The organism is Erythrobacter sp. (assembly GCF_030066995.1).
In the GTDB taxonomy this organism is placed as follows: domain Bacteria; phylum Pseudomonadota; class Alphaproteobacteria; order Sphingomonadales; family Sphingomonadaceae; genus Erythrobacter.
The window spans coordinates 336,327-360,931 of sequence record NZ_JASJAP010000005.1 but is presented as its reverse complement, the minus strand read 5'-3'; the positions used below and the strand labels follow the sequence as shown (position 1 = coordinate 360,931).

Below are 24,605 nucleotides of genomic sequence, written 5' to 3'. Positions count from 1 at the left end.
CCATACAGTTGGTACGCGCTAAGCGTTTTGGTGCTGGTCTACGTGCTCAATTTCATTGATCGCCAAATACTTTCGATCCTCGCCAACGATATCAAGGCTGACCTTGGGGTTGACGACGGCTATCTAGGTTTTCTTTACGGGACGGCGTTTGCGATCTTTTACGCGCTGTTTGGGATACCTTTGGGAAAGCTTGCCGATAGCTGGAAGCGCGTCCGGCTCATGACACTCGGTCTCGCTCTCTGGTCAGCGATGACTGCAGCCTCCGGGTTCGCGCGGGACGCAACTACGCTCACGGTTGCGCGGATCGGGGTCGGGGTCGGTGAGGCCACCGCAAGCCCATCTGCCTATTCACTGATCTCGGACTGGTTCCCGGCGCGGCTTCGAGCAACGGCCCTCGCGATCTACTCCTCAGGCATTTACATCGGCGGAGGGGTATCTCTTTTGATCGGCGGTGCGATTGTGGACCAATGGAACTCCGCTTTTCCTGATGGGGGGGCGCTCGGCCTTGCGGGCTGGCAAGTTGCTTTCATTGCCGTCGGGCTTCCAGGATTGCTCCTGGCCGTTTGGGTGCTGACCTTGAAGGAGCCCATCAGGGGTGCGATCGATGGTTTGGAGGCGCCTGAGAATCCAAAGCCTTTCCAGGGGTTTGTCACCGAACTGTTCACGGTTATCCCAGGCTTCACGTTTTTTGGGGCGGCTCAGCGCGGGATGGCGGCATTGGCGGTTAACATAGCCGTTTTCTTCGTGGCGATGATCGCAGCGGTTGGCCTTACGCATGTTTTGGGGTCAGGCGCGGGTGCCATTGTTCTTGGCGTTGGCGCTTCTCTTGGAGCCGATCTTCCTGCCGTGACAGACCAATGGCTGTTGCTAGCGCTCGGCTATTACGCCGTTTTCTGCTGGGCGAGCGCGCTTCGCGTGAGGGACTATCCGACATTCGCTTTGACGTGGGGTTCACCCGCTTTTTTGTGCACTATTCTCGGATATGGAACTGTTGCCTTCATGGCTTACTCGGCTTCTTATTGGGGAGCTCCCTACGCAGAGCGCGTCTTCACGCTGACCATCGGCGTGAGCGGAGGTTGTGCTCGCGACCCGATCGATATGATGATGATCGGCTGTGAGCTTTCAAAAGGGGAATTGGGTTTCTGGCTCGGCGGCGGAGGTGCCCTGGGAGGGTTCCTCGGAGTTATCCTTGGCGGTCGGATGGCGGACTACTTGTTCATAAGGACTTCCGGAGGCCGTATATGGGTCATCCTATTTGGTTTGGTGACGCCTGTTCCGTTCGCAGTAGTGCAATATACAACGCCCAGCTTCGCTTTGTTTAGCATCTTGAATGTTGTCGTCGGGGCCTTGGCTGCGTCGGCTTTGGGTGCAGCAGCTGCCAGCAGTCAGGCACTTGTTCTGCCTCGTATGCGCGGCACCGCTACGGCGACGTTCTTCCTCGCGACCACTCTTGTTGGTCTCGCGCTTGGCCCCTACACGGCGGGATATGTTTCAGCGCTCAACAAAGGCGATCTAAGCGCTGGCGTGCTTTCTACGCTCTGGATCACTCCGCTGGGGCTGGTTCTCTTGATTGGGGCTTTGCGCTTGGTTCCGGCTGCGAACGCGTCGGTGATCGAGCGCGCTAGGGCCGCAGGCGAAGCAGACCCTGCTGCGACCGTCGGCGTCTAGGGATCGACCACGCGCAGTTCGAAAGATCCATGCGTGCCCAGGAATTAGGCCGCGCTACGGTCGCGAGCAGATTAAGGCATCACCACCCACGACCACTTTATCTGGAGAACCTTGGCTTTGAGAGCGCCAAAAAAAAGGGCCGGATTGCTCCGGCCCTTCTCAAACGCGTTATGAACTCGGCGCTTACATGCCTGAGTTCGGACCGTAGGTGACAACTACGCGACGGTTTTTCTGTTCGCGTACACCATCCGCGGTCGGAACCTGCAGATCGGTCTCACCGAAAGCCTCAGACATGATGCGGGCTTCAGGAATACCACGACCGACCAAGTAGGCCTGGACCGAGGCATTGCGACGCTCTGCAAGACCGACATTGTAGGTTGCCGGCCCAGCAGTGTCGGTGTGACCCGCCAACATGATGCTGGCTGTGCCGCAGTTAGCGTACGATGTGACCGCCTGATTGAGGATCGTCGCTGCCCCGTCTGTGATCGCCGACTCGTCGAAGTCGAAGTAGACAGTGTACGGCCCGGTGTTGCACTCGACCTTAGGCGGCGGAGGCGGCGGAGGCGGTGGAGGCGGCGGCGGTGGAGGCGGCGGCGGCGGAGGCGGCGGCGGAGGAGGAGGCGGAGGAGGCGGCGGCTCCTCGCCACCAAAATTGTAAGTGATGGTGCCAAGGATCGAGTGCGAACTCGGATCAGTACTAAAGGCGAGACCGCGCGTATCGATGAAATTCACATCGACGCCATTGAAGTACCGATACTTCAAGCCGACATCCCAGCTGTCGCTAATCGGCGCACGGACGCCCGCGAGAAGCTGCCACGCGAGGCCGGTGTCCGAGTCGTCGAAAGCCCCAGGGCCGCTCAAGGCCACCGTTCCGTCAAACTCGGTCCGGGCGATACCAATACCACCACCAGCGAAGGCTTGCAGACCATCATCGGGGCCAAAGTCGAACAAACCATTCAACATGAATGAAAGAGTGGTGTAGTCTCCGCTTGCAGCCAGCGTTTCGGTGGTGACAATAGTCCCAGCGCCACCAGCGGGATTGCCCGCTTGGAGGCCGACTGCGTCAGCCGTAAGCTCGTCGAGCGCGGCAGACTTGTAGGCAGCCTCAGCCTCAAGACGAAAAGCACCGAAGTCGTAGCCAACGAGAGCGCCGAAATCGTAGCCCGCGTCATAATCAGCCGAAGCTTCACCTAAGCCGTCTTCGATATCAAAACTGACGTCCTCGACGAGCATCGCACCACCTTCGGCCTGGACGTACCACTGGCCCTCTCGGGCCATGGCCGGCGCGGTGAGTGCGGTCGAAGCCATCGCCATTCCGATGACAAATTTGCGCATTATCACATTCCCCTTTTATAGGATTGAGGCTCTGAGACCCTCTATCTTTTACACCGTTGAGTGGCAAGCAATCAATCGTACCAAACTGTTGCAAGAATGTCGCTTTTGTGGCCTCCGCTCTAGAATACCTTGTTCCTCGCGCTCAACGCGTTCTCCAATCAGTTCCAACGGCTCACCGACTTTAGATCGTACTCCCTAAAATCCCAACACCTTCGAGAGTGTCAATAAGGGCGGCCAAAGTGGCTCTTGCCTCTGCATCCACGACGGTGCCTCCCTGCGCCTCTGGCGGACTGTTTGCCTCGTCCCATTGTGACCGAAATATGATCCGTCGGCCCGCTGACTGGTCGAAGAACTCCATTCCTTCCCTCGGGTTAACGAAGTGCCAGGCCCCGCCAACTCGGGCAGCGATATGGTCCGCGTGATCGGCCCACTCCCCCGCAGGGTTTGCCCCCACACGGTAGCAAGCGCCATCGACCGGGGCGGTCGGTGGTTGATCAAGGGACGCTTCAACAACCCCGCAGATCAGAGCGTCAATCGCGGCAAATGCCTGATTGAGAACGAATTCCTTTTGCGCTTGCCCAGAGAATAAGAGCGGCAAATCGGTGTTCGCAGTCGTTGAGGGATACGAAATCGGTTGAGCCATGAATGCCTCCCTGTCTTGTTTAGTTTAGTCGGGTCAGAAAAAGCGCGTTGGATTGCGAGTAGGTGCCGATTTGCCGGACCCAAAAATCAGCAGCTCCGATTGCTGAGAGAAGCTGCGATATCTCAGTCTCCTGTAAGGTTAGCTGAGGCGCGCTGACAGAAAATATGGAGTATGGACTGCCGACTGCGCCGTAGCCGACGACGTAGCGCTCGCTCTCTTCCACAAGCGGGACCTCGCTCTCATGATCCCATCGCCATTGGCCGCGGGCGCGCCGTGTCCAACACATTTCAAGCGATCCATCGGGGTGGAGCGTCGTTCTGGGATGTACGGGTGTTGGAGGGCGGCGGGAGAGCCCTACATTGTCGACAGACGCATAAACGGCCTCAGCATCTCCGCTTCCGATCGCCGCAACCCGTTGAGACCCAGTCCCCTGCAGCGCGGATTGCGACAGGTCTGTCAAGTGTGCATCAAGCAGAATTGCGGGCGTTTGAGCTGAGTGAACGCGTTGCGCATGCTCTTCGGTTCCTGCGCGGCCGCGGAGTAGTCCCTGCAGCCGCCACGCGCCTCCCCCCAGCGCTTGCGCTGTTTGAAACTGAACAACCTCGGCACCGATGAGCAATCGGTTCTTCCCCGAGGCCAGTCCTGCAAAATCTGTATCCGAAAGCCCTAGATCGTCAGCTACCAACTGCAGTTCGATCGTCGCATTGGGTTCGAACACCAGGGCCGCTGACCCTTCAAGCGGCTGCGACAAGAAACCAAAAATCGACCGAACTGAGCCCGTCGAGCCGAGGGGAAGAAGCGAGGCGCCTTGTTCGGCGTAGAGTGCAGCGCCTTTCCAGGCCGCGCTCGCCGAGGAAACGGCCGCGAGGATTACTCGGCTCGAAGGGTTGCTGATGTCGTCGAGCGGCGCTTCAAAGACTTGCATCTGTGTCGGGGACAAGGCCAAGTCAGGCGGCGGAGTCGGAACACCTGTATCGCCGCCGAGGCCCGATGTCGCTTGTGGAGCCAACCGCTCGAGCCCGAGCTCGATGCCGCGGTCATGCCACTCCCACGTCGTTACACGCCAGATCCCCGGTGACTCAGGCAATCGGACCACCGTGCCGGGCTGTATTTCCGGATCAAGGACACCGACCCGCCACGTGACGTTCTCATGCAGCCAGCGCGCGCGATTTGCGTTTTCGCTGGCAACGGCTTTGGCCCCCGACGCTGTCATGGTCGCTGGCAGATCGACCATTAATTCCCTGCCGTTTGGGCGCATTCCTATCGCGCGTTGCACCCCGGGCTGATAATCGCGTTCCTCGTCATAGTACCTAAGCGCGAGCGGTTCTCGCCCTACCGATTCTGCACGGTTCCGGTGCCGTTGATCTGCATCTTCGCTGCTCTTGTCTGACACCTGCTCCGGTAGGGTTGGGATCGAGCCTTGCAGGTTGATATCCGTAAACAGCCGAAGCCCTTCGCGCGTTGTTGAGCAACTCAGAGGAAAAACGCGGTCGATCGCTGTCAATATCCCTGACAATGGCCCCCCCTCATCGGAAAAGCCGCGAGTGTGTTCCAATGGTGTTGCCTGGGAGGTGTCAGCGGCGCCCGGCACCAACTGCTTTAGAAACACTTCGGTGTCGCGCTCCGTGAATATCTCGAAAGTCAGTGCCGGTATGCGGTTCCCAAAGTCGGCCAATTGCAGATCCTCGAAGACCACGTAGGCGCAGTCTCGAAACGCGGGAGTTGCAGCGCCCTTGTCGGCTGAGATGAGCGGATCGACCGATGCGTCGCCATTGCCTAGATATGCGCGAAACTGTCCTTCGGTCTTGAGGTCGCCGTTCGTGCCTCGAAGTAGATTTCCGTCGGCCCAGATCCGCCCAACTCGGCGTATGGGGGTCGAAGAGAGGGCTACCGCAAAACTTGCCGAGTAGCTGTAAGTAGTGGTTTTTGGCTGGCCCTTCCCCCCTCCCTGAGTGGAGGTGCTCTCAGCCAAATCGGTTGCCCAAATCACAGAGCCAGCGACGCGCATGCGACCAAAGTTGCGAGCTATGGGTTGGCCATATGTCGACGTGGTAACTGAAAGCTCTTTTAGTCGAGGCCCTTCGCGTGAGCCGGCGCCGAATATTGCACGGTCGGCCTGTTGGCCAACAAACGCGCCTATCGCGCCGCCCAGGGGGCCGCCGATCGCGGTCCCCACTGCTGTTAGCAGCAGAGTTGCCATGTTCTTTTCCTTGGAGTGTTACTCGATTAGACGCCAATGTGCGGCGAGCGAAATGCCCGCGTCCAAAGGCTGGCATACGACACGTCGCAATCCTGCATGCGCGTGAATCGCACTGGAAGTTGTCTCGGCGATCATGATGTGATGCTGCTGTGGCCCAGGTTTGCTCAACAGAACGTCGCCCGGCTCGATGGGAAGGTCTGCCATTTTGAGCCCCGATCGCGAAGCGAGAGTAAGCCAGCTTGAGATGCTAGAGTTTCTGAGAGCGTATCCGACTGGTATGTCTGGGCTAACACCAATCTTCCGCAAGCTCACAGCCACTAATCCGATGCAGTCTAACCCTGTTGCAGGGTCCCGACCGTGGAGTCTGAAACGAACCCCCACAAGACCCCGAGCCGCTTGCACTAGCCGCTCCCCTCCCGTCATCCGTTGGAGGTTCCATAGCGCGAGAGAAGATCGTTGCCTGGAAGGAAAGGCTCACCGCGAAAATTACGAGCGTTGTCAAAGCGACTGGCGCAGGTAGCAAGCGTATGATCGCAGCCTTCGCGCAGCTCAACGGGAGTACCGATATCAGGCGACCGCAGAAGAGGGCGATCGAGGGTTAGCCAAGTTCCATCGGCATCGATAATCCCGAAGACGAGCCCTGTTTGCGGCCCAGCTAGGAATCGAACTTGGCCATCTATGAATTCGGTCGAAGCGGGTTGGTCAACCCCGATCCGATTGCCTTCCAGATCAACTGTCGCCAGCGCTCTTCGTGTGGTGAAGCGCGGCGCTGATAACCCACATCCAGGCCCACAGAAATTCGCCCGGCATGTTGGGCTGGTTCTTGGAACGAGATCGTGGTCGAGGATGTGTTTGGCGGACCGGAGTTGGGCGCTGAAACCATGGCGATCATCGTCGATTGCGCCGATGCGTCCGGAGTAGAAGATCTCGTTTTCGAGCGTCTCCCAGTTCACGGCTCCGATGATGATCCCGGATTGATCGAAGAGGCCCCCGGAAAGATCGGCCTCTCTAATCGAATCGTGACTAAGCGCTCCTTCAACTTCCGAGCTGTCATCTTTTATGGCGGAAGACAGACGGATCGCAGCCGGAACCATTCCGGGCGCTGCGCGGTGTCGGATGCCCGAGAAGACGAGATCGCGGTCGTGACTGGTGAACCCCAGAGCGACCCCGTCACGGCGATACACTCTCCAGAACGTCGCAACTGTGTCCAGTTCGCGGTCAAAAAAGACTGTCATTCTGGCCTCTCGCGCAATTCTACGAGTGGAACGCTCGGCGCTTCACCCGCGGCAAAATTCACTCCCGACACGTCTATCCGATCTTCAGCGAAGCGAACGGGTACGTCGAAAAGGAAGCCGGCGCGGACCTGAACACCGGGTGGCGGAGCTTGGGAAAAGGACAGCGTGCCGTGGCTACCAAGGATCCAATCGGTTTCGGGCACTCCATCCAAGCTTACGACAATCGTGTCGGCGCGTGGGCGTGTGATCGGACGGATCTGAGGCTCCGCGCCGCCTCCGTAAGTCTTAATCAACTGAAAATCGGCTTTCGCTCCGTCCCCCACCCCAAGCAATTGATCGATCATGCTTGGCGTTCCCGTCATCTGGTTGGTGCTGAAATCAAAGGGATCGCTGATCCGGAATCCTCGAGCGGGGCCGCGGCGCGCTCTGAAGAATGCGATTAGCTCAGACAATTCGGCTTCGGAGCGAATGCCCGGTCCCACATCAAAATTGATGCGAGCGTCGGACCAGAGCGCGTTTCGGCGTTCGTGGCCCGATGTCGACACCGTCACCGTGGTCGAGAATTCAGGCGCGACGGCGGTGTTCCGGCCGAGTGAAAAAGGGTATAGAACATCGTCGAATGATTGCATGGCCTCATCCTCGAAATTGGCAATTCTGACGTATCCGTCCCGGGTGACCTGAGGCAGCGCCCAGACATACCGACGAGAGATGTTTCTGGCGGCGGCCTCATCAAGCCCAGCGTCAATTCGTTCCCAGAAATCCTCGGCGTCTTCCGGAAGCAGCACAAACCCAGCCAGATAGTCCTGGTGTTCGACCGGATAGTTCAGCCGCGCATCGACCAGATTGTAGCCCGCGCGTCGGGAAGCATCCTTACCCCTTGTCAGCCAGTCGTAGTCTTCTACCTGCAGGCGGTCGAAAGCGGGATAGGACCAGCCTGTAGGAAGATTGGCTCGGAAGGCCTCGGGGGTTTGGGGGTCCAGGATAGTGGGCGTAAAGGCCAGGAGGAGAATTTCAGCCTGACCGCTGGCTCTGGCTCGGATCGTGGCGGCGAGGTCGGCCGTGGACTGCGCGAGAATTTCGCCCGCCTGATCCAGCAGGCTTTTTTGAGCGGCGCTTAGCGGCAACCGCATATCTGTGATTATGGGCGGCGATCCGCCAAGGGCCGCTTGGGCAGCGGCGTCGTAAAGGCAGATCTTGAAGTCATCGAAGGTCGTCCACCACCAGGGTTCGCCGATCTGAAAACGGACCGGAAGGCCTGCGGGCTCCATCAAATCGACGAACCGCCCGGCGCTGGCTTGCAACCAAGCCATCGCGTTTGTGTTCGCTGGAGAAAGCAGAGTTGATGGAGGAACCCAGCCTGTCAGCGCGGGCTCTCCGCTCGCTGTTCGTTGTTTCCAGTCCTGAGGGCAATACGCGTCGAAAAGTTCGTATGAGATCGAGGCGATCGCCTCCAGATCGTTTTCTCGACAATGCTGAAAGTAGCTCTGGTGCCACCGCAGGCACGGCTCGCACAGCTCACCGGTCTGACTTGCGACCAGGCTGTCATCGATCTGCCGCTCGAGCCGCATAAAATGGCTCATGCCGACATAGTGGACAAGATCGGTGCGATATCCGAGGCCAATCGTGTTGCGAATAAGTCGAGCCGGGGTTTGATTGTAGGCATCGTCATACGCTGTCGCGATGCGTTCACCGTGGACGGGTAATCTCACATCCCCGATCTCGAGCATGGAACGACCGCCATCTGCGTTAATCTGCGATAACGTCACTCGCCCGTTGACCCGCTGGGGCAAAAGATCGGTTGAGTTGGCTTCGAATTCTGGAGCCACAAGCGATATGAACATGCGGTCAATTCGCTTCGGGTAAATCGCCTCTCCCGGCAGCGAGAAGCCCGCCTGCAATTCCGAGAAAGGAAGCGTCACAAAAGCGTCCTCAGGCGTGCCGTCTGCGTAATTCCACAGCCGGACAAACCATGTGCGAGCGTTGTCGGACTCGTCGAAGCCTTCAATGGTCAGCGTTGGACCATTCACCCCGTCGAGCGGGATTACGCCCTGTGACTGCCACCGGAAGCTGAGGGTCGTATATGAGTAGTCGCGGTCGGTCTCATAAGCGAGTAGCGGGTGATCGAGCGTGTCGTTGCTTTCCCAGATCAGTCCGACGAGCTCCCCTTTATGGTGCAGCTCCACGTCAACTTGCATCGAGTCCGCGCCTTTCGTGATGACGGATGCCATCGCGGGCCGAGGGAAATTCACGGTCCAGAAGCGCGGATCGAACCGCTGAATATGGCTGCATTCCTGTGCGCCTCGCCGATCGGCAAGCCAGTAGGCCATCGTGTGTCTCCCCGGATCAGCTTTGTTCGAGCGCCTGGCGCACGGCGCTTGCCACCTGCCGCGATGAACGACGCATTGCAGTGGGCGCGTTTGTACCGTGCGGTGTGACCATGCTGATCGCTACGCGCACATCGCGCCCCGACGCGGTGTCACGATCGCCGCTCTCAACGCGCCCCGCGCTCGTGGGTACGAAGAGTTCGGGCCCGTTTTCGCCCACCAGGTACCCGCGACCAGGCGAGACGGGTCCACCGGTCGCTCGTCCGGGAAGGCCCAGCAGCGCACCGAGAGAGTTTCCGATGAGTCCCCCCAGGCCTCCCGATTGTCCGCCAGAGATCGAACCAACGCCAAGCGAGATGGCCTGAGCAGCGATCTCGTCCAAGGCTTTAACGCCGATTCTCTTCAGGTCGTCAAAGCCGAGTGATCCTTTGCGCAAAGCCGAGGTCAGGCTGCGCTCAAGCGACTGACCCGCCTCTTCAAACGCGTCGATAAGGGAGGTGTCCACCGTGCTGTTTATGGCCTCGAGGTCCGAAACAAACCCGCGGGTGTTCGCGCGGACATCAATCACAAGTTCGTCAAAGTTATCGTCCATGAGCATCGCGCTCCATTAGCTGCTGGATCAAGTCTCGTGTCGGAGCTGTATCGGCCTCCGTCCCGCCAGGATCGCGAAGAGCTGTCGAAAGTTCGCTGGGGGTCGCACTCCAGAATTCCTCCGGGCGCCACCCGAGTGTTCGGGACGCGAGCGAACACCATCGAGGTGCGCTTTTGCTGAAGCTCACGTCTCGCCTTGCAGCGCCTGAGCCAGGATGGCCCGCACCGGGTTTGTTGCGCGAACTAGGCCGATATCCAACATGGCTTCGCCCACAATTGCCCGCTCTGGCCGTTGATCGGCTGGCAGGCAGTGCCACACCAAAGCGGTCATCTCACTTAGCGTAAGCGCGCCTGCGGAGGCGCGTTCGACCAATGCAAAGAGAGAGCCAAGTTCGTCTTCGGCCGCCACCAGGTTTTCGAAGCTTGGGCGAAGAACGAAATCCCTGCTGCCTATCGTGAAATTGGCTTCCCCGCGAAGCGGATTCGCGCGGCGGTTCATACCGGGATGACCGCACCCGAGCTTTCGAGCTGGAGAGTGTAGGTGCGCTCTCCATTGAAATCGCCCGAGTAGTCGAGGCGCTGGACCAGAAAGCGCCCACGCAGCTTTTCTCCGTCCTCGAACGACAGCTCGTATTCGTCGAGTGTCCCGGCCAGAGCATGCGCGCGCATCGCGTTTTCGGCGCTGCTTCCGAGAAAAATGCCCGACGCGCTGACCGAGATCGACCGAGTCCCGGCGCCAGACAGGAGGTCGCGCCAGCCACCTGACTCCTTGTGCGTCACAACGACGGTGTCGCCGTTGATGGTCATCTGGGTGGTCCTGAGGCCAGCCACTGTCTCATAGGCTGCCGGATTGCCGCCATCTCCAAGTTTCAAGAGAAAGGCGGCGCCATTTTGTGCGGGCATGGTGTTCTACTCCGTCTAAACGTGAAAGAGGCGAAAGCGAAATTCGAGCAGAGCGCCTCGGCGATTGTTGTCGCGCTGCTCGCTTCGAGAGCGAAGAAACCGGATCGAAGCCACTTCGTATCCTTGAGCAAAGGGGGGTAGATCGAGCACGCGCTGTTCAATCGAGGACAGGATGTCTGCGTCTTGAGCAGGGTCATCAATGCGAGTTTCAAGTTCCAGCGCGATGCGGATTTCGCGGCCCGGTTTTTCCTTAACGCCCCAATCGGTCGATGCGCTCGCTGAAACACCAAGCCAGGGAACTGACGCTCTCAAAGGGCTTTCCTCCTCGATGGCGTTTATGTCCTCAAGCGCCGGGTCATTACGAAGCCAGGCGATCAAATCGGCTCGCAGTCTGTTTTCCATGGCTTATGGCTCCTTGAAGATGTCGGGCCACAAGCGCTCCGGGCGACGCCAAGGGTGGCTGTTGGGTTGATCGCGAGGGCTCGTTTTCTGCGCGCGTCCTAAGGCGACCTGCTCGGCCTTGCGGCGCAGTTGCTCGACGAGCGCCAAAGCGCGGGCGCTGATCTCGGCGTTGATCATGCTATTCGCATGGCGCGCCATGGTCTCCAAAGAGCGGCAACGCTTGCCGGCGGCGTCGAGCTGCGGCCGGGCTCTCGATCGCGATAATGAAAGGCGGCAAGGCGTATGATGCCCTGTTTGAGTGCATGTGGAACTGATCCCCATTCCGATGCGATCCCGGTCCGGATCGTGACGACGATTGCTTCGGCGTTGATGGGTTGCAGGATTTCGATCGATGCGTTCTGCGGGGCGCCGATGCGGAACGAATAGTCTTCCGGCCCCAAAATTGAGCGGTTTCCGTTCTCGTCCATCGCCTCGGCGGCAAGCAGGGCTATCACCGGGCTTGAAGAAAGCTCTGTTGCGCGGGCCGAGGCTGGAATGCTCTCCTCAACCGTCTGCTCTAGAGGAGCTTTGCCAATATAGGCTTCGCACAGCGCCAAACTCGCACCGAGCAAGTCCATGAGAAGACCGTCTTCACGCGCGCGGCTAATCCCAAGCCAACTTTTCAAATCATCCAGCGCTTCTCCACTGAGATCAGCTGGCGTGGTCACAGTCCGCTGCATCGCGGCTTCTCCCGATTCCAATTGAAAGAAAGGTGCGCCCGCGCCGCTCGGGCATGGCGGGAGGAGAACCCAGAGGGCAGGCCATGGGGCGGCGCGGGCGCGAGGTGCCGACAGGGGAGGAAAGGGGGGAACCTCAACCCTGCCGGGATGGGGAGCTGAGCTCCTTGCGTCAGGCCTCGATCTTCAGCAGTTTGATGGCGTTTGAGTCGAGTACCTGGCCACCCACGCGTTTGGTGGCGTAGAAGTGGACAAACGGTTTGTTGCTGAAGGGATCGCGCAGAACTTTAGTCGCAGAGTGCTCTGCGATCAGATAGCCATGCCGAAAGTTGCCAAAAGCAATCGGGAACTCACCGCTCTGTACGCTCGGCATGTCCTCGGCCTCGACGACGGGATAGCCTAACAGCCGATCGGGCTGGCCCTCGACCAGGCCCGGCTGCCAAAGAAACGCGCCGTCCGAAGTCTTGAGTTTGCGCACGGCGGCGAGTGTAGAGGAATTCATCACGAAGGCTGCCCCTTGGCGATGTCCGGCCTTGAGCGAGTGGATCAGGTCAATGAGCTTTGCTTCCGGAGCAGCGTCAAAGCCGGATGCGTTGCCCGATCCAACATATTGCACCGTGCCAAAGGCACGCACGCCGTCTTCCGCGGTCGAACTTGGTGCGGTCAGGAATCCTTCGGGTTGGTTGCTCCCTGTGCCGCCCACGAACGCTGCGCCTTCAGCGCGAGCGAATTCAATCGCGATTTCGTTGGCGAGCCACGTTTCGAAATCAAACGCGGTATCATCGATCATCGACTGGCTGGCCGCCGGGTTGGCGAAAAGATCTCCGCTGGGCGGCGCGATCTCTGCAAAGTTGGGGGCATCTGTTTCAGGGCGAGCTGCGGTTTCGCTCACCCACCCCGATGCTGTACCGCCGGTCGCGACAAGCTTGCGGTAGCCTGCCGTGCCGGTTTGCACCACTTGCGCCAGGCTGCGAATAGGGCTGATTTCTGCCAATTCGCGGGCGATCACCTGATCGATCACCTGAGGAACCGCGTATCCCCCGTCGCTCGGCGACGCGCTGTTCATCGATTTCACTTCCGGCTCGCGACCGGAGCGAAGATAGCCGTTCACGAAGCTCTTGACCTCTTCGCTTTTGGGCGAGGCTCCGCTCATGGCCGGGCGGGCGGCGGCGCGGGCGACCTTGTCGAGGCGCGCTTTGACTTCGTCAACGTCCGTTCGCAGCGCGCCGATCGCTGCGTCCGCCTTATCTTGGCGCTGGACGAGATCGAAGCTCTGGTCGAGGATGTCATCCGATGGCTGGTTGGCATCCGGTACGGTGGGCGTGACAGTGATATCCATGGGGCATCAAACCTTTCTTGTAGTCAGATTTCAGGGGGCACAAAAAAGGCCGCCCCAGTGGCGGCCAGTCGAAATAGTGGCGATGAGTTGAGTCAGACGATGAGATGAACGCGCGCTCCATGTTGAAGCGGGTGAGTGACAAGGCTGACCTCGAACAAGTCGATCCCAAGCAACTCACGCCCATTCCCATCGCGTCTGGATTCGCGGGCGCGATACCCGAAGCTCAGGCCGTTCACGCCTTTGTCGCGAAGCAGCGCAGCGGCGCGGGTCTGGCTCCGGTCGATGCGCCCGACGACACGAAGGCCGCGGTCGTCCTCTGCGATCGATACGATAATCCCGATCGGCTGGTCGGGTCTGTGTTGCCAGAGTAACGGCACCGGGGTCGAACGGTTCGCGAGGGACTGCGTGAAGGCGCCCTTGCGGATGACGTCTCGATCCGCGTCAGGGATGTCGAATAAGCCCGCGTATCCCGCAAAGCGAATGGGGCGGTTCGTCATCACAGCAAATCCCACACGCCAAGACGAACCGCGATCCCGATCAGCAGAAGGGCCAGACCTGCGCGCACCGCCCACCCTACAAGCGCTTTCCAGGCGCTTGACTTGGCGTCGCGCCAGGCCGCCAGCAATTCGCGCAGCTCCCCCAAATCCTCCTCCGCGTTGGCATCGGCCAGGCCAAGCTTCACAAGCACCCGATCGGCGGCCAACTCGCTTGTTTCCTCAACGATGGCCTTGAGTGTATCGAGCCGCGCGCCTTCGCTGTTGGCCTGCGCAAGCAGCGTTGCGAGCATCTCTTCGCGCGGTGCGGTGATGGACGACGGGGGGATCATTGCGCTTCCTTCCGTGGTGATTGAGGATCCGTCGCAAAGCCGAGCAAGCGCCGCTTTTCATTTCGGGAAAGAAAGTCAGCGTCCGAAACCTGTTTCCACAACCGCTCCCGATCCTCGGAGAGCGCCGGGACCAGGTCGAGGTCCACACCCAGACTTGCATCGTGGTACCAGGCTGAAAGACCCTCCATGAGCGCAGCAAAAAGCTTGCTTGCGAGTGGCAGTAAGGTGAGCCGCCAAAGGGCCTTGTTGGCCTCGCGATAGTTCGAATAGGTGTTGTCGCCCGGCAAGCCCAACAGCATCGGCGGAACCCCAAATGCGAGGGCAACGTCTCGCGCGGCGGCGCTCTTCAGATTGGCAAAGTCCATATCAGCGGGCGAGAGCGCCAGGCTCTGCCATTTCAGCCCGCCATCCAAAAGCATTGGTCGGCCAGCGTTGCGAGAACCCGAGAAGGCTGAAGCCAGCTCGGCCTTGAGCCGCTCGAACTGATCGGTTGTAAGTCCGGCGCCATCGCCTGTGTCATAGACAAGCGCGCCAGAGGGGCGGGCGGCGTTGTCAAGCAGCGTACGGTTCCAGGTGGAAGCGGCATTGTGGATGCGCACCGCCTGGTGCGCCGCGGCCAGTGCGCTCGCACCGTAGTGATCCTCTAGTGGGTGCATCGCCTTGATCTGAATGAGGCTGGGCCACCCCTCTTCATCTTCGAGCGGGATGCGGCGCCGGTCGGGCCCGACGCTATAGTCGGCGGCGCAAGGCCAGCCAGCCTCGTCGACTACAATATCGATGCGATCGGGGCGCAACGCGTAGAGTTCGATGGGCTTTCCACTTCCGTCCTTCACGATCTGCACATACGCATTGCCATGCAGCAGCAAATGCGCGGCGAGCGTTTCGATCAGCGGCTGTCCAGCGCTCGTGGAAGTCACCAGCCGGGTCACTTCCTCATGAGAGCTGGACAGGGGGGCCTGCGCAATTCCTTCCGCAACGATGCGCACCGCCCGTTGAGCAATCGGATTGGCGAGAAAGCTCTGGCGTACGGCGGTGGTGTACTCGAACGTCTCCGGGGCGCTTGCCTCGAACGCCTGCGCCCATTCGCTAGGTATTCCCGAAGAGAAGCCAGGGGCAAGTGGCACGCGGCCAGTCCCCCCGCCCTTGAAAGCGGAGCGCAGTGTGTCGATCCATGCCATGTGGTTTCCTTTTTAAATCGCTCGAATGCTTGGTCGCTTCTGGCGGCTGAGCATGAGTTCGCTGAGTGCCCAAACCAGCGCGTCGGCGCGGTCGGGGCTGCGACCGGGACCGGCGTATTCTCCGCCAGCCATCAGGCCGCACATCTGGTCTTCGAGCCTCGCAAAACGTCCACGGTGAAGCACACGACCCGTTGCGTAGAGCGCGGCGACCGGTTCCGCTCGGGCGGCTTTGCCACGGCGGGCATAAACAAGTTTGATCGGCAGATTCTGATCCGCTGCCCTTAGGACGCTCTCGACCATCGCGCCGCCTTGATTGGCCTCGGCGACGACGCAGTCGGCCTCCCAATTTAGCGCGGCGCGACTGACGGTTGACGCCCACTGATCCGGCGCGGCTTTGGCGACGCTGCAATCCGCCAGAACGCGCGCGACTCCATCAAGTCCCAGCGCAGCGACGATGATCCCGCACTCGTCCCCGGCAGAGGATGCCGGGGGGTCCACCGCAACCACCACCCGTGCAAAGTCGGACAGTGCATCGACCTCGCGCGAGGCCTCTAGTCGGCTGCGGTTCCACAACGCGCCTTCGATGTCCCTTAAGTACTCTCCATCGATTTCCTGCCGCGCCAAATGCGTGCCGGAAAACTCCTCCTCGATAGCGTCGAAAAAGCGCGCCGGCAGATGCCCGATATTGTCATAGGTCGACCCTCTCGTAACCGCGATCGAGCCATCTGCCGCCTGTTTCATCAGCCGGTCGATAAGCGGTACGGTGCGCGGGGTTGTTGTGACCATCACGCGCGGCTGGCGGGTGATGCGTAGGCCCATCAGCAGATTGTCCCAGCAACGCGTTGCGCGTTCGGCGCTCAGCGGCCATTTGCCGATTTCATCGCACCAGGCGTGACTGTGTTGCGGGCCGCGCAAACTTTCTGGCTCAGCGGCAGAATACAGTGTTGCCATAGCCCCATTCGGAAAGCGCAGCCGTCGCAGTGAGGGCTCAAAAACGGGGCGCCGTCCGGGCGGCGAGCAGGCAATGACACCGCTTTCTCCCTCGATCATGACGCTGCGCGCTTCGGTGAGTGAGGAGCACACGAGCGCTATTCGAGCTTCCGGGTGGCTTTCGGCCACCGCGCGAACCCACTCGGAACCCGCCCGCGTCTTGCCGAATCCACGCCCCGCCATGATCATCCAGACGCGCCAGCTTCCCGGTGGGGGCAGTTGCGAAGGGCGGGCGAGAAGGTTCCAGTGATAGTCAAATTCGTTGCGCTCACATTGATCTAGCGCCTTGGCGACCCGGTCGCGAGCGTTCTCCTTCTCTTTTGCAAGAAACGTGAGACCCTCGCTCACGTGCGCTCACCTCGCGTTTGCTTTTCCCGCTGGATCTGGAGGCGGATAGCCTCAACCTTCCGATCGATCGATGCACGGATTTCCGCAGCGTTGACATTGCGCTGTTCGGCTTGAGCGCGAACGGCATTTTCGCGGTGCGCGCCGAGCAGTCGGATAGCGTTGGCAAAGTCGTATTTGTCCTTTTCACCGGCCAGATTGTCACCTTCGCGAAGGCGGCGGAGGACTTCCATCTCGAGATGGGCGTAGCCCTCCCACAATGCCGCCAGCCAGGCGCGGGCGAATTCGGGTTCCTCGCGGCGCACCTTGTAAGCGCGACTTGGATTGATTCCAGCTCGGCGCGCGGAGGCGGAAACGTTCGAGGTTTCAGCAAGATAATCCAGAAACAGACCTCGCCAATGGCGATTGAGGCCCGGCTCTTCGCCTTCCTTGAGCTGCCTTTTGATTTTCGTTCTATTGCGCGAGGCGGTCATTGAGACCTCCGTTGGCCGGAGAGGGCACAAAAAAGCGGCCATTCGAACTGGAAGGCCGCTCTCGGTGAGGTGTGCCGCGATCCCTTTGCGACTCACTATTTTGCGATGTTGTCTTTTCCTAACCAAAGAGCGTGACAATGTCAATAAAAAAGTGCCAAATAGGTTATTTCTAGTGGGTCTTGCGCTTGGAATAGGCCTGCCCTAGGCGACCAAGAGGCGGCCAAAGCGGCCAGGAAGAGGGGATCGCCGCGCATGGCTTGGCTGCGAAGCTTGTACGATTGGACCATGGCGAAGGCGTCGCACCCCTTTGCTCAAGGGTGGCTTGCCTTTTTTAGCTTTATCGAGGCGAGCTTCTTCCCCATCCCGCCGCACCCGCTTTTGGGGCTCATGTGTCTGGCTGAGCCCCGAAAGGCGCTGCGTTTCTCGGTCATAGCCACGCTGGCCTCCGTGGCTGGCGGACTGTTCGGCTATGCGATTGGTTACCTGCTCTACGATTCGGTGGGCGTGCCGCTTTTGACCGCGATCGGACTGATCGACAGCCTGCCCGCCGCGCAATGCACGTTCGACGAATACGGCGCCTTCGCGGTTACGATCGCCGCCGCAACGCCGGTTCCCTTCAAGCTCCTCACTATTACAGCGGGATTTTTGAGTATGGACCTGCTGCCGTTCATCCTCGCGGCGTTAGCGGGCCGAGCGCTCATATTTGTTTCAGTAGGCGTGCTGTTCCAAGTCTTTGGTCGCCCGATCAAGCGGATAATCGACGAGTATCTGGGCACGGTGACAACGATTTTTGTGTTGCTCGTGATCGGTGGATTTTTGGCGATCACCCAGCTCGGCGGGAACGGCGAAGGCGACGATCCTTGTGCCACCGCTCCTGGCGAGACGGCGATTGAGCGTGGTTGAGGTGGACAGGCCCACTCCGGAAAACGCGCTCTCGCGGGAGGCGGCTCCGAACGCTGCACGAAAGTTGACGGCCGAGGCTATCGGCACCTTTTTTCTGTTTCTCGGCGTTATCAGTTCGGGGATCATGGCTGAAAGTCTTGCGACCGGTAATGCGGGCGTTGCGCTGCTCTCCAACACTCTGGCCGTGGGCGCCATCCTGTTTGTCGTGATCGTCATGCTTGCGCCCATCTCTGGCGCGCATTTCAATCCGGCTGTGACGCTGGCCTTCGTCCTGAGACGGGAGATCGGGATCGGCCTGGCGTTCGCTTATGTCGCAACCCAGCTAGTGGCTGGATCGACCGCCGCCCTCGCCGCGCATGTGATGTTTGAACAGCCATTGATCCAGATCGCGCGCACCGCCAGGACCGGGATCGGCCAATGGACTGGAGAGTTCATCGCGACCTTTGGTCTGGTCTTAACCGTCTTGCTGCTTGTGCGCTATCGGCCAACGGCTATTCCAGCCGCGGTGGCGCTCTACATCAGCAGCGCGATCTGGTTCACCTCGTCGACCAGCTTTGCCAATCCGGCCATCACGGTCGCGCGCGCTTTGTCAGACACCTATACCGGTATCGCCCCCGCCGACGCGCCCATGTTCATTGGAGCGCAGCTGACTGGCGCGGTCGTCGCGGCGCTCCTGGCCCAGTGGCTTGTTACTGACGGATGACGCCAGCGTCAGATAATGCCAACGGCCTTGCCCGCGCGCTCGAACATTTCCAGAATTGTCTCGACTTCTTCCGCTGAATGCTCGGCGCAAAGCGAACAACGCAGCAAGGTCATACCTGCGGGCGTTGCTGGCGGGCGGGCGAGGTTCACGTAGAGCCCTTCCTTCAGAAGCGCTTCCCACATCATCGCGCCGCGTTCGAGATCAGGCATGATCACGGCGACAATGGCGCTTTGAGGCTCTGGGGTGCCAAGCGGGAAACCCAATTCGATCAACCCGGCGTGAAGCCTTTTGGAGTTCTCCCACAGGTGCGCGCGCTTGTTGGCGCCATGCTGAAGCTTGCGGATCGATGTCGCTGCCGTCGCGACAACGCTTGGCGGCAGGCTCGCAGTAAAGACATACGGACGGCACACGAGGCGAAGCACGTCGAACTTGGGATGGTTTGAGACACAAAAACCACCGACCGTGCCAACGCTCTTGGAAAAGGTGCCGATGATGAAGTCGACATCATCGATCACGCCCTGCTCTTCGCAAACACCGCGCCCATGCTCCCCGATGAAGCCCATCGAATGAGCTTCGTCGACCAGAACCATCGCACCGTATTTCTTGGCAAGAGCGATCATTTCCTTGAGCGGGGCGACATCACCCAGCATCGAATAAACGCCCTCAAGAACCACCAACTTGCCCGCATCTTCAGGCAAGCGCTTGAGGCGCTTTTCCAGCGCCTCGATATCGTTGTGCTTAAAGGGCACAACCTCGGCCTTGCCCATCGCGCAGCCATCGTAAATCGAGGCGTGGCTGTCGATGTCGAGGATGATGTAATCCCCTTTGCCCGCGATCGTCGAGATGATCCCGAGGTTGGCCTGGTACCCCGTTGAAAAGACCATTGCGTGGTCCATCGCGTAAAACTCTTTGAGCGCGTCCTCGCACTCCTTGTGGCCTTGATATGTGCCATTGAGAACGCGGCTGCCGGTGGTGCCCGATCCAAAGTTTTCGAGCGCTTCCTTGCCCGCATCGAGCACGTCCGGGTCAAAGGTCATGCCCATGTAATTGTAAGTGCCGAGCAAGATTGTGTCGCGGCCATTGCAGATCGCGCGGGTCGGGGAGAGAACCTTCTCCATGACGAGATTGTACGGGTCTTCGACACCGCTCGCGAGGATTGTCTCGCGCAGTTCGATCATTCCATCGAACTTGGAGAGTAGATCACCTTTGGGAGCGGCGGCATCCGGAGCGGGCTTTGTGGCAATATCTGTCATAAGCGGGGCTTTTATCAGTTATCCTGGAGCTTGTGCACTGCGGTGATGAGTTGTCCGTAATTCTCTATCTCAGCCTGTTGGTTCATGCTGATGATAATATCGAACTCATCCTCAATCTCAGCGACGAAATCCATCACCGTCAGGCTGTCGAATTCGAGGTCGTTGGCGAAGGTGGTTTCGGGCTCAATAGAAACGCCCTTGTTATTGAAAGGCTTAATCAAGGCGCGGATCCGCTCGTCAACTTCGGCTTCAGTCATACTAGGTCGTCTTTCCTGCTCTGCGCGCAAGGCGCTGATTGGCTTTTTGCCACTTCAACGCTGAAAGAGCGGGTCGGTGCCGGGAATGTCAAGCGTCGGCGCTACGATTGGCGGGCAGCAGGGCTTTTACCGCGCTCATGAACGGGCTGATAGAGACGGGTTTGGCCAGATAGCCCGACGCGCCAGCTGCGCGAATGCGCTCCTCGTCGCCCTTGGCGGCGAAGGCGGTGACAGCCAGGACAGGAATTGTCTCCAACCGGGCGTCCTTCTTCGCCGCTTCGATCAGGTCCACCCCCGACACGCCGGGAAGCTGGATGTCCATGATAATGAGGTCGGGCGCGTGACGCCTGGCCGTTTCGAGAACGCGTTCCCCATCCGCGACGGGAAGCGCTTCAAACCCATTGGCTTTGAGCACATCGCAGAACAATTTGCGGTTGAGGTCGTTATCTTCCACCACCATTATTCGTTTGGTCACATTGCGTCCCGCATTCATCGCCCCAGATATCCGTTTGACTTACCCGACCCGGAAGAGCCCGACAATGCCGCAAGACAACGCGCAGGAATCTGACCAATCCAGGCGAGCAGCCACACTCGCGCTCGCGGCGCTCGGCTGGGTTCTGGAGGAGGATGATCGTGCCGAGCGCTATCTGGAACTGACAGGCCTGAGCCCCGATGCCTTGCGTGCCGGATTGGGCGATCCGGCCGTCCTTTCGTCCTGCCTCGATTTTCTTGCCAATCACGAGCCCGATTTGATCCGGGCCGCCGAAGCGCTTGCGATCACGCCGGAAGAGCTTATCGCAGCGCGTCACTCTCTCTTGCCAAGGACCATGCCGGAATGACGCGCCCCTTAATCATCAGTGACTGCGATGAAGTGCTGCTCCACATGGTAGCGCCTTTCAAGGTCTGGCTGGAATCGAGCCAAGGGGTCGATTTCAATTTGGAGGGCCACAATTTCGCGGAAGCGCTGCGCTGGCAGAGCAACGGCGACGTGCTTGAAGGCATGGACGTCTGGAAAATGCTTGGGCGTTTCTTCGACACGCAAATGGACACCCAGGAGCCGATTGCCGGGGCTGTCGAAGCGATCAACGCTTTGAGCGAGCACGCCGATGTCGTGGTGCTCACAAACCTTGTCGATGAGCGGCGCGAAAAACGCGCCGATCAATTGGCGGGCGTTGGCATCTGCGCGCCGGTCTACACCAATCAAGGTCCAAAGGGGCCACCGCTCAAAGCTATTCTCGAAGAGCACGGACGAGACCGGCCCGCGTTCTTCATTGACGATCTGGCCCAGCACCACGTCTCCGTGAAGGAGGTCGCCCCTAGGGTAACGCGCCTGCATATGTGCGGCGAACCGATGATTGCTGGCGAGATCACCTGCGCGCACAAGGAGGGGCACGCCGACGCGCGGATCGACCGGTGGGATGAGGCCTTGCCCTGGCTCATCAATAGAATGGAAAAGGAAGCGGCATGACCATTGAAGCGCGTTTGAAGGAGCTTGGCATTTCCCTACCCCAGGCCGCTGCGCCCGTTGCCAGCTATCAGCCTGTCGTAATCCATGGCGGCGTTGCGCATGTCTCGGGTCAATTGCCGTTCGTCGATGGGGCACTCGTTACCGGGCGCCTGGGTGCGGACGTGGAGCTGTCCCAAGGGATCGAGGCGGCTCGTGCATGCGGTCTCATGATCCTTGCCCAGTTGAAAGAGGTGGGCGTTCTCGAACGTGTCGAGCGCGTGGTGAAGCTGGGTGCTTTCGTCAATTCGACGCCCGATTTCGTGGATCAGCCCAAGGTTGCCAACGGGGCTTCGGATTTGATGTTTGAGGTTTTCGCCGACAAGGGGCGCCACGCCCGCGCCGCTGTGGGTGTGCCCTCGTTGCCGCTCGGCGCGGCTGTTGAAGTCGATGCGGTGATCGCAATCGCGGACGCGTAGAGACCAGCCGTGCCCGCGCGCCGCGCCCCCGAATGGCTGACGCGGACGACGTTCGCCCATCGCGGGGCCCATGGACCTGGGGTGCCGGAAAACTCTTTGGCCGCCGCCGAGGCTGCGATCGCGCGTGGGTTCGGGATTGAATGCGATGTGCAGTTGAGCGGCGATGATGTGGCGATGGTCTTCCATGACAGGTATCTTGGACGGCTCACCGGATACGAAAGCGAAATTGGCGACACATCCGGTGTGCAGCTTGAGCGGCTGATGCTGCTCGGGACAGATCAATCCATAGTCTCCCTAAGGCGCTTTCTCGAAGCGATTCGTGGGCGCGTGCCGCTGTTGGTAGAGGTGAAGTCGGCGAACGCGACAGGGATTGTCGAGCCTCTATGCGCTGCGGTCTGTGACGCGCTTAGCGTCTATTCCGGTCCCCACGCCGTCATGAGCTTTGATCCGCGCGTGGCCGAATGGTTCGCCGCCAAGGCGCCGACAATCTGCCGCGGCCTGGTGGGCACGGATAGCCTTCTCAATGGTTTTGAGCATGTGTGGCGCAATGCAGACAGTATCGAACGGGCCAGGCCCGACTTTCTGGCGATTGACCGACGCGACTTGTCGCAACCGGCTGCTATGCGGTGGCGGAAGGCTGGCCGCCCGCTTTTGAGTTGGACAATTCGCACGGCCGCTGAACGCATGGCGGCGCGAGGGCTGGCCGATGGGCTTATTGCCGAGGGTGAGGCGCTGGCGTGAGCGATGCGGATCCCCCGGCAACCGAGCTTACGGTTCGCCTCGCGCCATCGGTTGGCAGCTTCGATGCGAACGCCTGGAACGCACTTGGGGGTGGCCGCAATCCTTTTGTCAGCCACGAATTCCTGACCGCGCTAGAAGACTCTGGCAGCGTTGGAGAAGGCACCGGCTGGGACCCGGTCCCCATCGTGATCCAAGATCCGGGCGATAGACTGCTCGCCGCCATGCCAAGCTACGTCAAGGGGCACAGCCAGGGCGAGTATGTGTTCGATCACAGTTGGGCGGACGCCCTTCATAGGGCTGGCGGGCGATATTATCCCAAGTTGCAGATCGCAGCGCCCTTTACGCCAGCCAACGGCCCGCGCCTGCTGCTTTCGGACCCCGCGCTCGCGCCGCACCTGCTGAAAGGCGCCGAGGCCGTATGCATTCAAAGCAGCCTATCGAGCGCTCATGCCACCTTCATCGAGCCCGAGCAGCGCGCTTTCTTCGAAGAAGCCGGATGGCTGATGCGCTCCGATCTGCAGTTCCATTGGCTCAATCGGGGCTACGATACGTTTCAGGGTTTTCTAGATGATCTCGCCTCTAGAAAGCGCAAGAACCTGCGCAAGGAACGCGCAGCGGCGCAGGCCGGGCTCCGCATCGAAAAGCTGTCTGGCGATGACATAGGTCCCGAGCATTGGGACGCTTTCTGGATCTTCTATCAGGACACCGGCGCGCGCAAATGGGGAACGCCCTATCTGACGCGAGAAGCTTTTACGCTTCTGGGCGAACGCATGGGCGACAGGCTGGTCCTCATTCTTGCCTACGCGGATGGGGATCCGATTGCCGGCGCGCTCAACTTCGTGGGTTCAGATGCGCTCTATGGTCGCTATTGGGGCTGCACGCGTGAGGTGAAGTTTCTGCACTTCGAGCTGTGCTACTATCAAGCCATTGATCTGGCGATCGAGCTGGGGCTTGAACGGGTCGAGGCGGGGGCGCAAGGCGGGCACAAGCTGGCCAGAGGTTACGAACCGGTCAAAACGTGGTCGGCGCATTGGATAGCCGACCCTGGATTTCGCGCGGCCGTCGCGGATTTCTTGGAACGTGAACGCGAAGGCGTGGCAACCGACCAGGTTTTTCTTGATGCTCGCACGCCCTTCAAGAAGCGCGACTGAGAGAGAGGTTCAGGCGGCGTTGCGCCGGTCCTGAGCCAACCATTCGCGCGCGCGTCGCTGCGCTTCGGCGATTTCGCGCGCTGTCATTTCGTCAGACACATCGGCGCGGCAATAGGCGGCGTCTTCGTGTCCGCGGGCTGCGGCGATGTTGAACCACTTGTGGGCCTCGATGAGGTCGCACTTAACGCCGTGACTGCCGGTCGAATACACAACACCCAGATCGAACAGGGTGCTCACGTCGCCGCGCGCCGCAGCGGCCAGCGCTTTCGCGACCAGCAGATCCGATCCGGTAGTGTCCGCGGGTTGGCTACCCTTCGTGTCGATCGACTTCAATTGCACAGCGTTGTCCCCCCAAAGGTTGAAAGCGAAGTAATCAGGCGACCGATTTCCCCATGGCTTCGACCGCCTGTCGCAAGGTCTTGCGGATCATGGCTAACAAATGATTAACCACCGCGACATTTGTCCCTCGGATCGATGCAGGGATGGAAATTTCGTTCCAAAACCGG

The 24,605-nt window shown here is 60.0% G+C and carries 30 protein-coding genes; 8 read left to right on the top strand and 22 right to left on the bottom strand.

The features are described 5' to 3' along the window. Positions 1-30: 30 nt before the first annotated feature. Complete coding sequence (locus QNI87_RS13360; protein WP_366146189.1) at positions 31-1,668, top strand: MFS transporter; 1,638 nt, start codon at positions 31-33, stop codon at positions 1,666-1,668. Between the two features lie 183 nt (positions 1,669-1,851). Here the strand turns inward: QNI87_RS13360 and QNI87_RS13355 are convergent, their stop codons facing one another. From QNI87_RS13355 to QNI87_RS13275, 18 genes are all read right to left on the bottom strand, one after another. Then, positions 1,852-3,003 carry an OmpA family protein gene (locus QNI87_RS13355; protein ID WP_300597305.1) on the bottom strand — a complete coding sequence of 384 codons (1,152 nt, stop codon included), beginning with the start codon at positions 3,001-3,003 and terminating at the stop codon, positions 1,852-1,854. Positions 3,004-3,184: 181 nt separating this feature from the next. Continuing rightward, a complete protein-coding gene (locus tag QNI87_RS15760; RefSeq protein WP_366146188.1) occupies positions 3,185-3,646 on the bottom strand; it encodes a DUF2793 domain-containing protein in 462 nt (153 codons plus the stop codon). A 19-nt stretch (positions 3,647-3,665) separates the two neighbouring features. Further along, positions 3,666-5,846, bottom strand: a complete 2,181-nt coding sequence (locus QNI87_RS13350) for a phage tail protein (RefSeq protein ID WP_300597303.1) — start codon at positions 5,844-5,846, stop codon at positions 3,666-3,668. Positions 5,847-6,265: 419 nt separating this feature from the next. Continuing rightward, a complete protein-coding gene (locus QNI87_RS13345; RefSeq protein ID WP_300597301.1) occupies positions 6,266-7,081 on the bottom strand; it encodes a DUF2163 domain-containing protein in 816 nt (271 codons plus the stop codon). Further along, a complete protein-coding gene (locus QNI87_RS13340; protein ID WP_300597299.1) occupies positions 7,078-9,408 on the bottom strand; it encodes a DUF2460 domain-containing protein in 2,331 nt (776 codons plus the stop codon). The genes QNI87_RS13345 and QNI87_RS13340 overlap by 4 nt, the downstream gene beginning before the upstream one ends. Positions 9,409-9,424: 16 nt before the next feature. Beyond that, positions 9,425-9,997 carry a tail tape measure protein gene (locus tag QNI87_RS13335; RefSeq protein ID WP_300597297.1) on the bottom strand — a complete coding sequence of 191 codons (573 nt, stop codon included), beginning with the start codon at positions 9,995-9,997 and terminating at the stop codon, positions 9,425-9,427. Next, positions 9,987-10,184 carry a phage tail assembly chaperone gene (locus QNI87_RS13330; protein ID WP_300597294.1) on the bottom strand — a complete coding sequence of 66 codons (198 nt, stop codon included), beginning with the start codon at positions 10,182-10,184 and terminating at the stop codon, positions 9,987-9,989. Before QNI87_RS13330 ends, QNI87_RS13335 begins: the two co-directional genes overlap by 11 nt. Then, positions 10,181-10,495 (bottom strand): gene transfer agent family protein, encoded by a 315-nt coding sequence (locus QNI87_RS13325; protein ID WP_300597293.1) that lies wholly within the window; start codon positions 10,493-10,495, stop codon positions 10,181-10,183. The genes QNI87_RS13330 and QNI87_RS13325 overlap by 4 nt, the downstream gene beginning before the upstream one ends. After that, on the bottom strand, positions 10,492-10,899 hold the full coding sequence (locus QNI87_RS13320) for a phage tail protein (protein ID WP_300597292.1): 408 nt from the start codon (positions 10,897-10,899) through the stop codon (positions 10,492-10,494). The genes QNI87_RS13325 and QNI87_RS13320 overlap by 4 nt, the downstream gene beginning before the upstream one ends. Positions 10,900-10,914: 15 nt before the next feature. Then, a complete protein-coding gene (locus QNI87_RS13315) occupies positions 10,915-11,301 on the bottom strand; it encodes a DUF3168 domain-containing protein (protein ID WP_300597290.1) in 387 nt (128 codons plus the stop codon). Positions 11,302-11,304: 3 nt separating this feature from the next. Beyond that, positions 11,305-11,478: a hypothetical protein gene (locus QNI87_RS13310; protein WP_300597289.1), complete on the bottom strand. Its 174-nt coding sequence runs from the start codon at positions 11,476-11,478 to the stop codon at positions 11,305-11,307. Then, positions 11,475-12,020, bottom strand: coding sequence for a hypothetical protein (locus QNI87_RS13305; RefSeq protein ID WP_300597288.1), 546 nt, complete (start codon positions 12,018-12,020; stop codon positions 11,475-11,477). Before QNI87_RS13305 ends, QNI87_RS13310 begins: the two co-directional genes overlap by 4 nt. A 169-nt stretch (positions 12,021-12,189) precedes the next feature. Beyond that, positions 12,190-13,356: a phage major capsid protein gene (locus tag QNI87_RS13300; protein ID WP_300597286.1), complete on the bottom strand. Its 1,167-nt coding sequence runs from the start codon at positions 13,354-13,356 to the stop codon at positions 12,190-12,192. A 92-nt stretch (positions 13,357-13,448) separates the two neighbouring features. Then, a complete protein-coding gene (locus QNI87_RS13295) occupies positions 13,449-13,853 on the bottom strand; it encodes an HK97 family phage prohead protease (protein ID WP_300597284.1) in 405 nt (134 codons plus the stop codon). Further along, positions 13,853-14,182, bottom strand: coding sequence for a DUF6127 family protein (locus tag QNI87_RS13290; protein WP_300597283.1), 330 nt, complete (start codon positions 14,180-14,182; stop codon positions 13,853-13,855). Before QNI87_RS13290 ends, QNI87_RS13295 begins: the two co-directional genes overlap by 1 nt. Then, positions 14,179-15,360 (bottom strand): phage portal protein, encoded by a 1,182-nt coding sequence (locus tag QNI87_RS13285; protein WP_300597282.1) that lies wholly within the window; start codon positions 15,358-15,360, stop codon positions 14,179-14,181. The genes QNI87_RS13290 and QNI87_RS13285 overlap by 4 nt, the downstream gene beginning before the upstream one ends. Before the next feature lie 12 nt (positions 15,361-15,372). Next, the gene (locus QNI87_RS13280; RefSeq protein WP_300597280.1) at positions 15,373-16,698 is read right to left on the bottom strand and encodes a terminase family protein; all 1,326 of its coding nucleotides are present in this window, start codon (positions 16,696-16,698) and stop codon (positions 15,373-15,375) included. Then, a complete protein-coding gene (locus QNI87_RS13275) occupies positions 16,695-17,168 on the bottom strand; it encodes a hypothetical protein (RefSeq protein WP_300597278.1) in 474 nt (157 codons plus the stop codon). The genes QNI87_RS13280 and QNI87_RS13275 overlap by 4 nt, the downstream gene beginning before the upstream one ends. A gap of 252 nt (positions 17,169-17,420) precedes the next feature. Between QNI87_RS13275 and QNI87_RS13270 the strand changes: the two genes are divergently transcribed. Next, positions 17,421-18,071 (top strand): YqaA family protein, encoded by a 651-nt coding sequence (locus QNI87_RS13270; RefSeq protein ID WP_300597276.1) that lies wholly within the window; start codon positions 17,421-17,423, stop codon positions 18,069-18,071. A 1-nt stretch (position 18,072) separates the two neighbouring features. Further along, complete coding sequence (locus QNI87_RS13265) at positions 18,073-18,774, top strand: MIP/aquaporin family protein (protein ID WP_300597538.1); 702 nt, start codon at positions 18,073-18,075, stop codon at positions 18,772-18,774. A gap of 8 nt (positions 18,775-18,782) precedes the next feature. On the opposite strand, the gene QNI87_RS13260 is transcribed toward QNI87_RS13265, so the two are convergent. The 3 genes from QNI87_RS13260 to QNI87_RS13250 form a co-directional block, all read right to left on the bottom strand. Further along, positions 18,783-20,027 (bottom strand): aminotransferase class I/II-fold pyridoxal phosphate-dependent enzyme, encoded by a 1,245-nt coding sequence (locus QNI87_RS13260; RefSeq protein ID WP_300597274.1) that lies wholly within the window; start codon positions 20,025-20,027, stop codon positions 18,783-18,785. Between the two features lie 14 nt (positions 20,028-20,041). Then, positions 20,042-20,284: an acyl carrier protein gene (locus QNI87_RS13255; RefSeq protein WP_300597272.1), complete on the bottom strand. Its 243-nt coding sequence runs from the start codon at positions 20,282-20,284 to the stop codon at positions 20,042-20,044. Positions 20,285-20,372: 88 nt separating this feature from the next. Beyond that, positions 20,373-20,759, bottom strand: a complete 387-nt coding sequence (locus QNI87_RS13250; RefSeq protein ID WP_300597270.1) for a response regulator — start codon at positions 20,757-20,759, stop codon at positions 20,373-20,375. A gap of 64 nt (positions 20,760-20,823) precedes the next feature. Here QNI87_RS13250 and QNI87_RS13245 point away from each other — a divergent pair, with 64 nt between their 5' ends. The 5 genes from QNI87_RS13245 to QNI87_RS13225 are packed head-to-tail and all read left to right on the top strand — an operon-like array spanning position 20,824 to position 24,099. Further along, on the top strand, positions 20,824-21,123 hold the full coding sequence (locus tag QNI87_RS13245; RefSeq protein WP_300597268.1) for a DUF3572 family protein: 300 nt from the start codon (positions 20,824-20,826) through the stop codon (positions 21,121-21,123). Next, positions 21,120-21,752 carry an HAD family hydrolase gene (locus QNI87_RS13240; RefSeq protein ID WP_300597266.1) on the top strand — a complete coding sequence of 211 codons (633 nt, stop codon included), beginning with the start codon at positions 21,120-21,122 and terminating at the stop codon, positions 21,750-21,752. Before QNI87_RS13245 ends, QNI87_RS13240 begins: the two co-directional genes overlap by 4 nt. Continuing rightward, positions 21,749-22,207 (top strand): RidA family protein, encoded by a 459-nt coding sequence (locus tag QNI87_RS13235; protein WP_300597264.1) that lies wholly within the window; start codon positions 21,749-21,751, stop codon positions 22,205-22,207. The genes QNI87_RS13240 and QNI87_RS13235 overlap by 4 nt, the downstream gene beginning before the upstream one ends. A 9-nt stretch (positions 22,208-22,216) precedes the next feature. Then, on the top strand, positions 22,217-22,948 hold the full coding sequence (locus tag QNI87_RS13230; RefSeq protein ID WP_300597262.1) for a glycerophosphodiester phosphodiesterase family protein: 732 nt from the start codon (positions 22,217-22,219) through the stop codon (positions 22,946-22,948). Beyond that, the gene (locus tag QNI87_RS13225) at positions 22,945-24,099 is read left to right on the top strand and encodes a GNAT family N-acetyltransferase (protein WP_300597260.1); all 1,155 of its coding nucleotides are present in this window, start codon (positions 22,945-22,947) and stop codon (positions 24,097-24,099) included. The genes QNI87_RS13230 and QNI87_RS13225 overlap by 4 nt, the downstream gene beginning before the upstream one ends. Positions 24,100-24,108: 9 nt before the next feature. Here QNI87_RS13225 and QNI87_RS13220 read toward each other — a convergent pair whose 3' ends face one another. Then, the gene (locus tag QNI87_RS13220) at positions 24,109-24,438 is read right to left on the bottom strand and encodes a hypothetical protein (RefSeq protein WP_300597258.1); all 330 of its coding nucleotides are present in this window, start codon (positions 24,436-24,438) and stop codon (positions 24,109-24,111) included. Positions 24,439-24,605 lie beyond the last annotated feature (167 nt).

Excerpts from the sequence above, each read along its gene's own strand:
- QNI87_RS13340 (WP_300597299.1), bottom strand. The coding sequence starts at position 9,408 with ATGGCCTACTGGCTTGCCGATCGGCGAGGCGCACAGGAATGCAGCCAT.
- QNI87_RS13345 (WP_300597301.1), bottom strand. The coding sequence starts at position 7,081 with ATGACAGTCTTTTTTGACCGCGAACTGGACACAGTTGCGACGTTCTGG.
- QNI87_RS13240 (WP_300597266.1), top strand. The coding sequence starts at position 21,120 with ATGACGCGCCCCTTAATCATCAGTGACTGCGATGAAGTGCTGCTCCAC.
- QNI87_RS13275 (WP_300597278.1), bottom strand. The coding sequence starts at position 17,168 with ATGACCGCCTCGCGCAATAGAACGAAAATCAAAAGGCAGCTCAAGGAA.
- QNI87_RS13260 (WP_300597274.1), bottom strand. The coding sequence starts at position 20,027 with ATGACAGATATTGCCACAAAGCCCGCTCCGGATGCCGCCGCTCCCAAA.
- QNI87_RS13290 (WP_300597283.1), bottom strand. The coding sequence starts at position 14,182 with ATGATCCCCCCGTCGTCCATCACCGCACCGCGCGAAGAGATGCTCGCA.
- QNI87_RS13245 (WP_300597268.1), top strand. The coding sequence starts at position 20,824 with ATGCCGCAAGACAACGCGCAGGAATCTGACCAATCCAGGCGAGCAGCC.
- QNI87_RS13300 (WP_300597286.1), bottom strand. The coding sequence starts at position 13,356 with ATGGATATCACTGTCACGCCCACCGTACCGGATGCCAACCAGCCATCG.
- QNI87_RS13235 (WP_300597264.1), top strand. The coding sequence starts at position 21,749 with ATGACCATTGAAGCGCGTTTGAAGGAGCTTGGCATTTCCCTACCCCAG.
- QNI87_RS13335 (WP_300597297.1), bottom strand. The coding sequence starts at position 9,997 with ATGGACGATAACTTTGACGAACTTGTGATTGATGTCCGCGCGAACACC.
- QNI87_RS13355 (WP_300597305.1), bottom strand. The coding sequence starts at position 3,003 with ATGCGCAAATTTGTCATCGGAATGGCGATGGCTTCGACCGCACTCACC.
- QNI87_RS13305 (WP_300597288.1), bottom strand. The coding sequence starts at position 12,020 with ATGCAGCGGACTGTGACCACGCCAGCTGATCTCAGTGGAGAAGCGCTG.
- QNI87_RS13315 (WP_300597290.1), bottom strand. The coding sequence starts at position 11,301 with ATGGAAAACAGACTGCGAGCCGATTTGATCGCCTGGCTTCGTAATGAC.
- QNI87_RS13320 (WP_300597292.1), bottom strand. The coding sequence starts at position 10,899 with ATGCCCGCACAAAATGGCGCCGCCTTTCTCTTGAAACTTGGAGATGGC.
- QNI87_RS13255 (WP_300597272.1), bottom strand. The coding sequence starts at position 20,284 with ATGACTGAAGCCGAAGTTGACGAGCGGATCCGCGCCTTGATTAAGCCT.
- QNI87_RS13270 (WP_300597276.1), top strand. The coding sequence starts at position 17,421 with ATGGCTTGGCTGCGAAGCTTGTACGATTGGACCATGGCGAAGGCGTCG.
- QNI87_RS13285 (WP_300597282.1), bottom strand. The coding sequence starts at position 15,360 with ATGGCATGGATCGACACACTGCGCTCCGCTTTCAAGGGCGGGGGGACT.
- QNI87_RS15760 (WP_366146188.1), bottom strand. The coding sequence starts at position 3,646 with ATGGCTCAACCGATTTCGTATCCCTCAACGACTGCGAACACCGATTTG.
- QNI87_RS13325 (WP_300597293.1), bottom strand. The coding sequence starts at position 10,495 with ATGAACCGCCGCGCGAATCCGCTTCGCGGGGAAGCCAATTTCACGATA.
- QNI87_RS13295 (WP_300597284.1), bottom strand. The coding sequence starts at position 13,853 with ATGACGAACCGCCCCATTCGCTTTGCGGGATACGCGGGCTTATTCGAC.
- QNI87_RS13350 (WP_300597303.1), bottom strand. The coding sequence starts at position 5,846 with ATGGCAACTCTGCTGCTAACAGCAGTGGGGACCGCGATCGGCGGCCCC.
- QNI87_RS13310 (WP_300597289.1), bottom strand. The coding sequence starts at position 11,478 with ATGATCAACGCCGAGATCAGCGCCCGCGCTTTGGCGCTCGTCGAGCAA.